Raw genomic sequence first — 13,154 nt, 5'->3', positions numbered from 1 at the left:
CCGGCAGGCCTGACGCAGGGCCCTCGGGATGTCCTGCTCGTCCGAGAAGCCGAACCGGATGCCCAGGTACTCGATCCCGTCGTCCACATAGCCGAGGTCGTCGTACTCGAAGGCGTCCGCCGGCGGGACATGCGGCACCTGCGCTGTCGCGATCGAGACGATGATGACGTGCTCGTGGAGGATGTGGTTGTGCTTGACGTTGGCCCGCAGCGCCAGCGGAGTGGTGTCCTTGTTCGGGTGCGGGAAGATGGCGATCCCGGGCACGCGCGGCAGATTCTGGTCGCGGATCTGCTCGATGAACTCGATCAGCGATCCTTCCTTGCGCTTCCGGTCCTCCTGCACCAGCTGCCGGCCGCGTCGCCAGGTCGTCATGATGAGGATGACCGCGGCCGCGATGAGCAGCGGCACCCATCCGCCGTTGACGATCTTCGAGAGGTTGCCGGCGAGGAAGGCCAGCTCGAGGCCGCCGAACGCGACCGCGGCCAGGATGATCTTCCACGGCGCCCAGTGCCAGAGCGGCCGGGCGACGATCAGCAGCAGGACCGTGTCCACGACCAGCGCACCCGTGACCGAGATGCCGTAGGCGGTCGACAGCCGGTCGGACGAGCCGAACGCGAGCATCACGGCCATGACGCCGATGAACAGCAGGAGGTTGATCGCGGGCAGGTAGATCTGGCCGCCCTCGTGCTTCGAGGTCTGCCGGATGGTGAGCGGCGGAAGCAGTCCGAGCTGCACCGCCTGCCGCGACAGCGAGAACGCGCCCGAGATCACCGCCTGGCTGGCGATCACGGTCGCCGCGGTAGCTAGGATGACGACGGGGAGGCGCCCCCACTCCGGGATCAGCAGGAAGAACGGGTTCGCCCGCGCGGCCGGGTCGTGCAGGATGAGCGACGCCTGGCCGAGGTAGTTGAGGGTCAGCGCCGGGAAGACCAGGAAGAACCAGGCCCGGCGGATGGGCGAGCGCCCGAAGTGGCCCATGTCGGCGTACAGCGCCTCGGCGCCGGTGATGACCAGCACGACCGCGCCGAGCGCGATGAACGAGACGACCGGATGCGCGACGATGAAGACCACCGCGTAGGTCGGCGAGAGTCCGAGCAGGACGGACGGGTGCGGGATGACCTGCGCGAGACCGGCGACGGCCAGCACGGTGAACCACAGCACCATGACGGGGCCGAACAGCACGCCCACCTTCGCGGTTCCGAAGCGCTGCACCGCGAACAGCGCCACGAGGATGACCGCGGCGATGGGGATGACCATCTGCGAGATCGCCGGGACGGTGACGTGCAGACCTTCGACGGCGGAGAGGACGCTGATGGCGGGGGTGATGATCGAGTCGCCGTAGAACAGCGAGACGCCGACGATGCCGACGACCAGGAGCATCCCGGCCTTCGACGCCTTGCCGGCGTAGAGGCGCTTCGCGAGTGCGGCCAGCGCCATGACGCCGCCCTCGCCGTCATTGTCCGCGCGCATCAGGATCGTGACGTACTTGATCGACACGATGATCGTGATGCTCCAGAACATCAGCGAGATGACGCCGTACACGTCACCCTGATCGGGACGCACGGCGCCGCCGTCCAACAGGAAGACGGTCTTGAGCGCATAGAGCGGACTCGTGCCGATGTCGCCGAAGACGACGCCCAGCGCCGCAAGTGCGGCGCCGAGCATCAGCTTCCGGCCGGGACCGCCGGTGCGGCTAATCCCGCGACCGGCTCCCGTGGGGGCTTTCGCCCCGTGTAAACGCAGATCACCCACGAGCGACACCGTACGCCGGTGTCGCCGTGGGCGGAGCTGTCAGAGGGGGCGGATGTTCGCAGCCTGCGGACCCTTGGGGCCCTGGGCCAGGTCGTACTCGACCTTCTGGTTCTCTTCGAGGTTACGGAAACCCTGCGAAGCGATCTCGCTGTAGTGGGCGAAGACGTCGGCGCTGCCGTCATCCGGGGCGATGAAGCCGTAGCCCTTCTCCGAGTTGAACCACTTGACGGTACCTTGTGCCATCGTTCTTCTTCCTTTCACGCCCGATGCGAAACTTTTTCAGGCGCCGGACGGTCCCATCGTACACGCGCACGCGCCGAGAGCGCCCGGATGAACTGCGCGACGTCATCGGGCGTCTCCTCCGCCATGTAGTGCCCGGCTGTCGTCGGCTGGTAGGTGAGGTCGTCGGACCAGGCGCCCCAGATGGCCGTCGGGTCGAAGCCGAGCTGCGCTCCCCAGTCCTGCGAGAGGACGCCGAGCGGCATCTCCAGCTTCCGTCCGGCCTCCCGGTCGGCCCGGTCGAGCTCGAGGTCGACGCCGGAGCTGGCCCGGAAATCGGCGACGATCGACGCGACGGCGGCCACCGAGCTCTCGATGTAGTGGTGCCGCAGCTCGGGCGTGAACGTGTTACCGTCGGAGTCCCACGCGTCGAGGAACGAGGCGAAGAAGTCCTCGGCGACGGCGGCGATCATCCGCTCGGGAAGACCGGCGGGCTGGGCCATGAGGTAGAGGTGCCAGGCGACCTTCGCATCGACGCCGTGGAGCACGCCCCAGGTGTCGAGGGTGGGCAGCACGTCGAGGATGCCGAGGTACTGCACGGCGTCCGGATGGTCGAGAGCGGCGCGCACGCCGACGAGGGCGCCGCGGTCGTGGCCGACCAGGCCGAACCGGTCGTGGCCGAGCGCGGCGGCGACCGCCACCACGTCGTCGCCCATGGTGCGCTTGGAGTAGGTGTCCGGGCCGTCCTCCTCGGGCTTGCCGCTCCGGCCGTACCCGCGCAGGTCGGGCACGATCACGGTGTGGTCGTCGGCGAGCCGCCGTGCCACCTCCCGCCACATGACGTGGGTCTGCGGGAAGCCGTGCAGCAGCACGACCGCGGGGCCGTCGCCGGCGAAGGCGACGTTGAGCGGCACGCCGCCGCTGCCGGGGATGGTGCGGTATTCGAAGCCTTCGATGGTGGTCATCGGGGGAGTCCTTCCGGTTCGGGGTCGGTGGGGTCGGCAGGGGCCGGATGGCCCGAGAAGATGCCGAGGGGGAGCGCGTGGGTGCGGTCCGCGGTCGCGCGCAGGGCGGGGATCAGGATGGTGTCGACCAGCGCCTCCAGGTACGCGCCGGTCGTCTCCAGGCCGTTGAGCCGGCGGAGCAGCAGGACACTGCCCGTGATCTCCTCGAAGGGGAACGGGTCGACGCCATCGGGCAGCTCGCCGCGCGCGACCGCGGCCACGGTCACGGAGGCGGGGAGCCGTCCGCCGGTCGGACCGACGCTGTGCTCGATCGCGTCGCCGAGCTCCGGATCCTCGAAACCTGCCTGCAGCAGCGCGAGAGCGGTGTGCCCGTCGGTCGACTGCATGGTGGTGAGGAGCCGGTCGCAGAGGGCGAGCAGATCGCCGCGCAGGGAGCCGGTGTCGATCTCATCCGGACCCTCGCGCCGGGCCGGCCCGGCTTTGAGTGCGGCGACGACCATGTCCCGCTTGGTCTTCCAGCGGCGGTAGAGGGTCGGCTTGGAGGCGCCGGCGCGCCGGGCCACCTCCTCGAACGTCACACCGTCGTAGCCGCGCTCGGTGAGCAGCGCGTTGACGACCTCCAGGATGGCCGCCTCCCGCTCCGCATCACGCGGCCGTCCGGCACTCTTCAAATACGACACGTCCCGTATCGTAACACGCTGTGCCCGGACCCATCTACTGGTCGCAACACGCCGTTATGGCGCCGGCCGTGACGGCGTGTTGCGCCCACTAGATGCGGGCGGCGAGGGTTCCCGGGGGAGGCCGAGCGTCCACTCGGCGACGTCGGAGACGAAGCGCACGTGGGCGGGGTGGGTGAGGTCGCCGGTGCTGTTCACGTACGAGCCGCCGCCGTCGACGGCCATCAGGATGCGGATGCTCGCGGCCTCCGGGTCCACGTCGGCGAAGTCGCCGGAGCGGATGCCGTCCTCGATGATGGCGCGCAGGCGCGCGCGGTCGAGCTGGTCCTGCTCGGTGAGGGTCGCGTCCAGTGACGGGGTGAAGCGGGACAGGTGGCGCGCGTTCAGCCACAGCCGGGCCAGCGGCAGTGAGGCGCCGGTCTGGATGTGGCCGATGAAGTGCGCCAGCCGCTCGACCGGTGTGCCCTCGGTGGGGAAAAACCGCTCGCGCTCGAGCGTCGCGGCGCGGGCGAAGGCCTCATCGACGAGGTTTTCCGCGGCAGGGAAGTAGTGCGAGATCAGGCCGGGCCGCACGCCGAGCCGGGTGGCCACCGCCCGCAGCGTGATCCGCTCGAGGCCCTCGTCGAGCGCGATCGACGCGGCGGCCGAAAGGATCTCCTCCCGGCGCTCCTCCGGCTGCTTGCGAACCCGGGGTGAAGGCGCTCTTGACTCCATGGGAACCCATGCTATTGAATAAGCGACCAACAACCTATTGGGCAGATGACCAACAGCGATGGAGCTGCTGGCAGGAGAGGAACCCATGTCCGAAGCCCGGACCGGCACCGACCACTTCGTGGATGCCTCCACCCAGCCCGAGACCCGAGGGATCGAGGTCATCGGCGACAGCGAGCGGCACGGCCGCGCACGCGATCTGTTCTTCGTCTGGGCGGCGCCCGGCGTGAGCATCCTGAACTTCACCATCGGCGCGACGCTCATCCTGCTCGGGCTCGAGATCTGGCAGGCGTTCCTGGTGATCGTCGCCGCGTCGCTGCTCTGGATCTTCCCCGGCCTGATCGCGGGGAGCGGCCCGGCCGCCGGCACTTCCGGGTCGGTCGTGACGCGGGCCATGTACGGCATCGTCGGCAACAAGCTCTTCGTCGCCTTCGTCGGATGGTTCATCGGCGCGGTGTTCCTGTCGCTGACCTGGCTCGCGTCGAGCTTCATGGGCGCCGACCTGCTCCGCCGCATCGGCCTGGACGACCCGGTGTGGGTGCCGATCGGCGTCACCATCGTCGTGTCGGCGGTCACCATCCTGGTCGCGATCTTCGGGCACGGCCTGATCCTGCGGATCTACCCGGCGATGGCGATCGTGCTGTTCGCGATCTTCCTGCTGGTGTCGGCGTTCATCCTGCCGACGGTCGATTGGGGGTACCACGCACCGGAGCCGCTGGGCGGCGTGCCGCTCTGGTCGGCGATCACGGTCGGGTTCACCATCCTCGCCTCCACGCCGCTGTCGTTCATCAACAGCCCGGACATCGCCCGCTACCTGCCGCGGTCGACCAAGCCGTCGCACATCACGGCCGCAACGGCGCTCGGCGGGGCCGTGCCGTTCATCGTCTTCACCGCGATGGGCGTGCTGCTCGCCACGGGACTGAAGGCGAGCGCCTTCGACGCCGGGATCGACGTGGCGCTGTTCGACCTGCTGCCCGGCTGGGTCGGTCCGCTGCTGGTGATCGGCGTGATCGTGAACACGATCGCGCTGAACGCGATGACGGCGTACTCCTCGAGCATGTCGCTGCAGGCGATCGGCCTGCGGCTGAAGCGCATCCCGGCGGCGATCATCGTCGGGCTGGTCGGCACCGCGCTGACCATCTACCTCGTGCTGTCGTCGAGCCTGCTGGAGGCGGCGAACCTGCTGCTGCAGTTCCTCGTCATCGTCTCGGGGCCGGCCATGGCGATCTACGTCGTCGACGTGCTGCGCCGGAGGTACGTCTACGACGGCGCCGACCTGTTCGACGACCGCCGCAGCGGCCGCTTCTGGTACACCGGCGGCTGGAGCATCCCGGGCATCTCCGCGCTGCTGCTCGGCGGCCTGGCGACCGCGCTCTGCCTGTCGACCGACGTGTGGACCGGCGCCATCGGCCAGGCGCTCGGCCACGTCGACCTCTCGGTACCGGTCGGGATGATCGTCTCCGCCCTCGTCTACGCACTGCTGAGCCGCACCCGGCTCGGGAAGGAGGGGCGGCTGTGACCGACCCGATCACTCTGTACCGCGGCGGCCGCGTCTTCACCGCCGACACTGATCCTGAGCGCGCGTGGGCCACTGCGTTCGCCGTCGCAGGCGACCGCATCGTCTGGGTCGGCCGCGACGGCGACGAGCCGCCCGCCGCCGACCGCGTCGTCGAGCTCGACGGCCGGCTCGCGCTGCCCGGATTCACGGACGCGCACACGCATCTGCTGATGATGGGGGCGGCGCTGGGCCAGGTGTACCTGACGGAGGCGCGGAGCCTGGAAGACATCCAGCGGATGCTGCGGGAGGCGCGGGCGGACGACCCGTCGGCCACCGTCCTGCGCGGCCGGGGCTGGCTGTTCGACGCGGTGCCCGGCGGCGCGCCGACCGCCGCGATGATCGACGCCGCGGTCGCGGACATCCCGGTCTATCTGGATGCGAACGACTACCACTCCTGCTGGGTCAACTCGGCTGGGCTGGCGGAGCTCGGGATCACCCGGGACACCCCCGATCCGATCGGCGGAGAGATCGTGAATGACGCCGACGGCGAGCCGACCGGCCTGCTGCTCGAGACCGCCGCGACCCAGTACGCGTGGGCGCAGCGCGACGAGGCGACGACCGACGCGGACCGGGATGCGGACATCGAGCGCACCCTGGCCGCCTATGCCGCGACGGGCGTCACCGGCGCCGTCGACATGGCGTTCGACGAGTACGGACTCGCGGCCCTCCAGCGGGCGCAGGAGCGCCGCGGGGGAGAGCTGCCCCTCCGCATCGCCGCGCACTGGCTGATCACGAACACCGGCGACGACGAGGCGAACCTCGCCCAGGTGGCCGAGGCCGCGCGCCGCGCGGCGGAGCCCGCGAGCCCGTGGCTGCGGGTCGTCGGGATCAAGCTCATCCTGGACGGCGTCATCGACGCCTGTACTGCGGCGATGCGGCACCCGTACGCGAATGGCACGAACGCCGCTCCGATCTGGCCGCTCGAGCGGCTGCAGCCGGTGGTGTCCGCCGCCGACGCGGCCGGCCTGCAGATCGCGATGCACGCGATCGGCGACTACGCGAGCCAGATCGCGCTCGACGCGATCGAGCACGCCGTCGCCGAGAACGGCGACCGCCCGCGCCGGCACCGGATCGAACACCTCGAGTACGCGGCGCCGGGCACGGCTGAGCGGATGGCGCGGCTCGGCGTCACCGCGTCCATGCAGCCCGTGCACTCGGACCCCGCGATCTTCGACAACTGGGTCGCGATGCTCGGCGACGACCGCGTCGACCGCGCCTTCCCGTGGCCCGAGTACGAGGACGCCGGAGCGCTGCTCGCCTTCTCCACCGACTCACCGACGGCGCCGCATCACGCTCTGGCGAACATGTACGTCGCCTCGACCCGCGCCTCGGCGCTCGACCCGTCGGTGCCGGCGGTCCAGCCGTGGTTCGCGCTGCCGCTCGACCGTGCCATCGGCCACGCGACCCGGGACGCAGCGGCCTCCGTGGGCGACGGCGACTGGCGGGGACGGATCGCCCCGGGCTTCGCCGCCGACGTGGCGCTGCTCGACGCGGACGTGTTCGCGGCGGAGCCGTCGGCGCTGCTGCGGGCGAAGGTCGTGGAGACGATCGTGGCGGGGCGGACGACGTACCGGGCTTAGCCGGACGCCGCCGCCCCATCCATGTCGAGGGAGTGCTCGGGCGGCGTGTGGTCGCGCAGGTCGCCGACGATCGTCTGCGTGTAGGTGAACGTCGACGCGGCGGGCCACGGTTCGGAATCGCTCAGCAGGTACACGTCGAAGGCCGGCATGCCGGCGAGCGAGCTCGGACGCCGGATGCTGGCCGGCGGGAACTCACGCGGGCCGAAGTCGTGCTCGAAGTCGCGCCACGGGTGCTGCGGGTGCACGAACGCGGCGCGCCAGGTGGTGTCGCTCATCGGGTTCCTCGGGATAGGCAGAGCGTTTCGGGTAGGCGATAACGGTTGTACCACGATGGGAGCGAGCTGCCCGGGAGGGTTACGCGCTGCGCCGCCGGTCGTATTCGCTCGGCGAAACGCGGCCACCCCTCACCCCGCCACCCGCGGCGGCGCTGTGCTGCGCCGCACCACCAGCTGCGGCACCGGGAACTCCGGCGCCGGCCTATCGGCATCCCCCTCGATCTGCGCCAGCAGCGCCGTCGATGGCGCGCGCCCCGAGCCAGCCGAAGTCCTGGTGGATGGTCGTGAGGGGCGGGTCGTAGTGCTTGGCCTCCGGGATGTCGTCGAAGCCGACGATGCTGACGTCGTCCGGCACCGACAGGCCCAGGTCCGCCGCCGCGTGCAGCAGGCCGAGCGCCATCTGGTCGTTGGAGGCGAAGACCGCCGTGAAGTCCGGGTGGTCGAGGATCTTCAGGCCGATCTCGTAGCCGAGGTCGGCCGTCCAGTCGCCCAGCATCGGCGCGGTCACCGGGAGGTCGTGCTCGTCGAGCGACGCCAGGAAGCCGCGCATGCGGTCCTCCGCCTCGCTCCAGTCCTGCGGCCCCGCGAGGTGCACGATCCGGGTGTGGCCGAGGTCGATCAGGTGCTGCGTCGCCAGGCGCGCACCCGCCTCCTGATCGAAGGCCGCCACCCGGCCGTCGCCCGGGTCCCTCCAGTGGAGGCTCACGAACGGGATGCGCACGGCCACCCGCTGCAGCGCCTCGTGCGCCCGTTGCTGGGGCGCGATCACGACGACGCCCTCGACGCCCTGGGCGGCGAAGGCGTCCAGGGCCTCGGACATCGTCGCGTCGTCCTCCCGGGCCAATGTCGCCGACAGGATGGCGTACCCGCGCGCCCTGGCCGCCTCGTCGATCGCCGCGGCGGCGCTGAACGGACCGTAGTGGGAGCGGCCGGAGACGAGCACGCCGATGGTCTTCGACCGCGAGGTCGCCAGGGCGCGCGCCGCGCTGTTCGGCCGCCAGCCGTGCTCGTCGATGACCTTGCGGACCTGCGCCTCGGTGGACGGCTTGATGTAGCGCTCGCCGTTGAGCACGCGCGACACCGTCTGCCGGGACACCCCGGCAAGCCGTGCGATGTCCCGGATCGAGAGCGCGCGCTCTGCCTCGGGTCCGTGCTCGTCCATGGATCCTGTCTCGTCGGGCGGGAGCGGCATCGATGCCGCTCGCGAACGTGCTCATCATATTTTTCGGCGAATGACTTGACTGGCCACCTCTTCGGGTCATAACGTCTAACCCGTTCTGGGACCGGTCACATATATCGCGTACGGACCAGCATACGACGAGGGAGTCGCCACATGACAACAGCCGGATCGCACGGTCGCGACGGCTGCTGCACTGTCCCGTCGCAGGCTGATCGCGCAGCGCGTGCCAGTTCCTTTTCCCGGCGAGCCCGTGCGCATCGGGCGCACCGGTCGCCTCACCGCTCGAAGGGAATCACAGTGAAGATCAGGAAAGTCGGACTCGCCGCCGTCGCACTCGGCGTCGCAGTCGCACTCGCCGCGTGCTCGGGAGGACGCGGCGGCGGAGCGGAGAACAGCTCCGACAACAAGGGCGCCCTCGTCGGCGTCGCCATGCCCACCAAGGTGTCGGAGCGCTGGATCGCCGACGGCAACGCCGTCAAGTCGGACCTCCAGAAGAACGGCTACAAGGTCGACCTCGAGTACGCCAACAACGACATCCCCACCCAGGTGCAGCAGGTCAACACGATGATCACCAAGGGCGCCAAGGTCCTCATCATCGCGTCGATCGACGGCGGATCGCTGACCGACCAGCTCGACGCCGCCGCGAAGGCCGGCATCAAGGTCATCTCGTACGACCGCCTCCTCACCGGAGACAAGAACGTCGACTACTACGTCTCGTTCGACAACTACAAGGTCGGCGTCTACCAGGCCAACTCGCTGCTCACCGGCCTCGGCGTCCTCGACGCGGACGGCAAGAAGACCGGCAAGAAGGGTCCATTCAACATCGAGGTGTTCGCCGGCAGCCCCGACGACAACAACGCGACGTTCTTCTACAACGGCGCGATGGACACGCTGAAGCCGTACATCTCGGACGGCACGCTGGTCGTCAAGAGCGGTCAGACCAACTTCAACCAGGTCGCCATCCTGCGCTGGGACCCGGCGACCGCGAAGGCCCGCATGCAGGACCTCGTCGCCAAGTCGTACTCGACCGGCGCCACGGTCCAGGGCGTCCTCTCGCCCTACGACGGCCTCTCCGACGGCATCCTGAGCGCGCTCGAGGGCGCGGGCTACGGCCAGGGCGGCAAGCAGCTCCCGATCATCACGGGTCAGGACGCCGAGGTCGCCAGCGTGAAGCAGATCATCGCGGGCACGCAGTACTCGACCATCTACAAGGACACCCGCAAGCTCGCGAACGAGGCCGCCAAGATGGCGAACGACCTGCTCTCCGGCAAGAAGCCCGAGGTGAACGACACCAAGAGCTACGACAACAAGGTCAAGGTCGTCCCGAGCTACCTGTTCCAGCCGGTGGTCGTGACCAAGGACAACTACAAGGAGATCCTGGTCGACAGCGGCTACTACAAGGAGTCCGACCTCCAGTAAGGCGGACCGACGGTCCGGGCGGGTGCGCTGTGGCGCGTCCGCCCGGACCTCGCACGATCAGGCAAGGGAGACCATGGCCAACACGATTCTCGAGATGCGCAACATCTCGAAGTCCTTCCCCGGAGTCAAAGCGCTCCAGGATGTGTCGATCAGCGTCGAGGAGGGTTCCGTCCACGCGATCTGCGGGGAGAACGGGGCCGGCAAGTCCACGCTGATGAAGGTGCTGTCGGGGGTGTACCCGCACGGCACCTTCGAGGGCGAGATCGTCATGAACGGCGAGCCCGTCGAGTTCCGGTCGATCAACGACTCGGAGGCGGCCGGCATCGGCATCATCCACCAGGAGCTGGCGCTGTCGCCGTACCTGTCGATCGCCGAGAACATCTACCTCGGCAACGAACGGCAGAAACGCGGCTTCATCGACTGGAACGAGACCAACCTGGAGGCCGCCAAGCTGCTCGCCCGCGTCGGCCTGCACGAGAACCCGATCACCAAGATCAAGGACATCGGGGTCGGCAAGCAGCAGCTGGTCGAGATCGCGAAGGCGCTGTCCAAGTCGGTGAAGATCCTCATCCTCGACGAGCCGACGGCGGCGCTCAACGACGACGACTCGGCGCACCTGCTCGACCTGATCCGTCAGCTGCAGTCGCACGGCATGACGGCGATCATCATCAGCCACAAGCTCAACGAGATCAAGGCGATCGCCGACCGGGTGACCATCATCCGCGACGGCCGCACGATCGAGACGCTGGAGATGGGCAAGGACGCCAGCGAGGAGCGCATCATCAAGGGCATGGTCGGCCGGGATGTGGCGAGCCGCTTCCCGGACCACGTGCCGCACATCGGCGAGGAACTGCTGCGCGTCGAGAACTGGACGGTGCACCATCCCCTCGACCGCACGCGCAAGGTGGTCGACGACGTGAGCTTCAACGTCCGCGCCGGGGAGATCGTCGGGATCGCCGGCCTGATGGGCGCCGGTCGCACCGAGCTCGCGATGAGCATCTTCGGGCGCAGCTACGGCGTCGGGATCAGCGGGCAGGTCTACAAGCGCGGCAAGCCGATCTCCGTGTCCACCGTCGCGAAGGCGATCGACAACGGCATCGCCTACTCGACCGAGGACCGCAAGCGCTTCGGCCTGAACCTGATCGACAACATCCAGCGCAACATCTCCATCGCGGCGCTGGACAAGCTCGTCAACTGGTTCAAGTTCGTCAACGAGCAGCGGGAGTCGCTGGTGGCGGAGGAGTACCGCCGCTCGATGAACATCAAGACGCCGAACGTGCTGGCGCTGACGGGCAAGCTCTCCGGCGGCAACCAGCAGAAGGTCGTGCTGTCGAAGTGGATGTACTCCGACCCGGAGGTGCTGATCCTCGACGAGCCGACCCGCGGCATCGACGTGGGCGCCAAGTACGAGATCTACACGATCATCGACCGGCTCGCGGACCAGGGGAAGGGCATCGTCGTCATCTCCTCCGAGCTGCCGGAACTGCTCGGCATCTGCGACCGCATCTACACGCTCAGCGAGGGCCGGATCACCGCCGACGTGCCGCGCGAGAAGGCGACGGCCGAATACCTCATGCAATTCATGACCAAGGAACGCGAGAAGAACAACGCATGAAACCGCTCACCAAAGCACTCAACTACCTGGCCGGGCAGCTGCGTCAGATCGGGCTGTTCATCACGCTGATCGCGATCGTGGTCTTCTTCCAGATCGCGACGAGCGGGATCACGCTGGCGCCGATCAACGTCTCGAACCTGATCGTGCAGAACAGCTACATCCTGATCCTCGCGATCGGCATGGTCATGGTGATCATCGCCGGCCACATCGACCTGTCGGTCGGCAGTGTCGTCGCGTTCATCGGCGCGATGGCCGGCGTGTTCATCTCGAACTGGCATCTGCCGTGGCCGCTCGCGGTGTTCTTCTGCCTGGTGCTCGGCGCGCTGGTCGGCGCCTGGCAGGGGTTCTGGATCGCGTACTTCGGCATCCCGGCGTTCATCGTGACGCTGGCCGGCATGCTGGCGTTCCGCGGCGCGGCGCAGATCGCGCTGGGCAACCAGCAGATCTCGTTCTTCCCGAAGGAGTTCCGGGCGATCGGCTCCGGCTTCCTGCCCGCCTTCGGGAGTACGGGTTACGAGCCGCTGACGATGATCCTCGGTCTGCTCGCGAGCATCGCCATCCTCTACACCTCGATCCGTCAGCGCGCCGTGCGCCGCAAGTACGACCTCGAGGACGAGCCGCTGTGGTGGTTCATCGTCAAGCTGGTGTTCCTCGTCGCGCTCGTGCTGATCATGACGCTGCTGCTCGCCAGCTACAACGGCACGCCGATCGTGCTGATCATCCTCGCGGTGCTGGTCGTCGCGTACTCGGCGGTGATGAACCGCTCGGTGTTCGGCCGCCACATCTACGCCATCGGCGGCAACCTGCAGGCGGCCGCGCTCTCGGGCGTGAAGACCAAGCGCGTGACGTTCCTGCTGTTCGTCAACATGGGCGTGCTCTCCGCGGTCGCCGGCCTCGTGTTCACCGCGGGCCTGAACCTCGCCAGCCCGAGTGCGGGCAACGGGTTCGAGCTGGATGCGATCTCCGCGGTCTTCATCGGAGGCGCGGCGGTGACCGGCGGCATCGGAACGGTGACCGGCGCGATCATCGGTGGTCTGATCATCGGCGTGCTCAACAACGGCATGTCGATCCTCGGCATCGACAGCGACTACCAGCTGCTCATCAAGGGCCTGGTGCTGCTGGCCGCCGTGGCCTTCGACGTCTACAACAAGCGGCGGTCGGTCGGGCAGTAGCCTCTCGGATCGCTGGGACGGAGGCGGGGTC

General features: G+C 68.7%; 11 protein-coding genes and 1 pseudogene. 5 read left to right on the top strand and 7 right to left on the bottom strand.

Annotated elements, in window-relative coordinates; genetic code table 11:
• Positions 1-45: 45 nt before the first annotated feature.
• From ACRAWB_RS10300 to ACRAWB_RS10280, 5 genes and pseudogenes are all read right to left on the bottom strand, one after another.
• Positions 46-1,665, bottom strand: a pseudogene (locus ACRAWB_RS10300) (potassium transporter Kup); the annotation flags it as partial.
• 126 nt (positions 1,666-1,791) lie between these two features.
• Positions 1,792-1,995 (bottom strand): cold-shock protein, encoded by a 204-nt coding sequence (locus ACRAWB_RS10295; protein ID WP_064110926.1) that lies wholly within the window; start codon positions 1,993-1,995, stop codon positions 1,792-1,794.
• A 14-nt stretch (positions 1,996-2,009) separates the two neighbouring features.
• On the bottom strand, positions 2,010-2,936 hold the full coding sequence (locus tag ACRAWB_RS10290) for an alpha/beta fold hydrolase (protein WP_431353239.1): 927 nt from the start codon (positions 2,934-2,936) through the stop codon (positions 2,010-2,012).
• Positions 2,933-3,616 (bottom strand): TetR/AcrR family transcriptional regulator, encoded by a 684-nt coding sequence (locus ACRAWB_RS10285; RefSeq protein ID WP_431353238.1) that lies wholly within the window; start codon positions 3,614-3,616, stop codon positions 2,933-2,935. Before ACRAWB_RS10285 ends, ACRAWB_RS10290 begins: the two co-directional genes overlap by 4 nt.
• Before the next feature lie 54 nt (positions 3,617-3,670).
• The gene (locus ACRAWB_RS10280; protein WP_431353237.1) at positions 3,671-4,327 is read right to left on the bottom strand and encodes a TetR/AcrR family transcriptional regulator; all 657 of its coding nucleotides are present in this window, start codon (positions 4,325-4,327) and stop codon (positions 3,671-3,673) included.
• 85 nt (positions 4,328-4,412) lie between these two features.
• On the opposite strand from ACRAWB_RS10280, the gene ACRAWB_RS10275 reads away from it, so the two are divergent.
• Positions 4,413-5,843, top strand: a complete 1,431-nt coding sequence (locus ACRAWB_RS10275; RefSeq protein WP_431353236.1) for a purine-cytosine permease family protein — start codon at positions 4,413-4,415, stop codon at positions 5,841-5,843.
• A complete protein-coding gene (locus tag ACRAWB_RS10270) occupies positions 5,840-7,462 on the top strand; it encodes an amidohydrolase (protein WP_431353235.1) in 1,623 nt (540 codons plus the stop codon). The genes ACRAWB_RS10275 and ACRAWB_RS10270 overlap by 4 nt, the downstream gene beginning before the upstream one ends.
• Here ACRAWB_RS10270 and ACRAWB_RS10265 read toward each other — a convergent pair.
• Together ACRAWB_RS10265 and ACRAWB_RS10260 are read right to left on the bottom strand one after the other, a co-directional pair.
• A complete protein-coding gene (locus tag ACRAWB_RS10265; protein WP_431353234.1) occupies positions 7,459-7,737 on the bottom strand; it encodes a hypothetical protein in 279 nt (92 codons plus the stop codon). The two genes, ACRAWB_RS10270 and ACRAWB_RS10265, sit on opposite strands and share 4 nt — an antisense overlap.
• A gap of 202 nt (positions 7,738-7,939) precedes the next feature.
• The gene (locus ACRAWB_RS10260) at positions 7,940-8,899 is read right to left on the bottom strand and encodes a LacI family DNA-binding transcriptional regulator (protein ID WP_431353233.1); all 960 of its coding nucleotides are present in this window, start codon (positions 8,897-8,899) and stop codon (positions 7,940-7,942) included.
• Between the two features lie 315 nt (positions 8,900-9,214).
• Between ACRAWB_RS10260 and chvE the strand changes: the two genes are divergently transcribed.
• The 3 genes from chvE to mmsB all read left to right on the top strand — a co-directional run bounded on the left by chvE (position 9,215) and on the right by mmsB (position 13,123).
• Positions 9,215-10,336, top strand: coding sequence for a multiple monosaccharide ABC transporter substrate-binding protein (chvE, locus tag ACRAWB_RS10255; RefSeq protein WP_431353232.1), 1,122 nt, complete (start codon positions 9,215-9,217; stop codon positions 10,334-10,336).
• 73 nt (positions 10,337-10,409) lie between these two features.
• Positions 10,410-11,951: a multiple monosaccharide ABC transporter ATP-binding protein gene (mmsA, locus tag ACRAWB_RS10250; protein WP_431353231.1), complete on the top strand. Its 1,542-nt coding sequence runs from the start codon at positions 10,410-10,412 to the stop codon at positions 11,949-11,951.
• Positions 11,948-13,123, top strand: a complete 1,176-nt coding sequence (gene mmsB, locus ACRAWB_RS10245) for a multiple monosaccharide ABC transporter permease (RefSeq protein WP_431353230.1) — start codon at positions 11,948-11,950, stop codon at positions 13,121-13,123. Before mmsA ends, mmsB begins: the two co-directional genes overlap by 4 nt.
• Positions 13,124-13,154 lie beyond the last annotated feature (31 nt).

The organism is Leifsonia poae, from assembly GCF_050632865.1.
GTDB lineage: Bacteria > Actinomycetota > Actinomycetes > Actinomycetales > Microbacteriaceae > Leifsonia > Leifsonia poae_B.
Note: the sequence above shows the minus strand (reverse complement) of the source record. Positions and strands in the feature narration are given on the sequence as shown.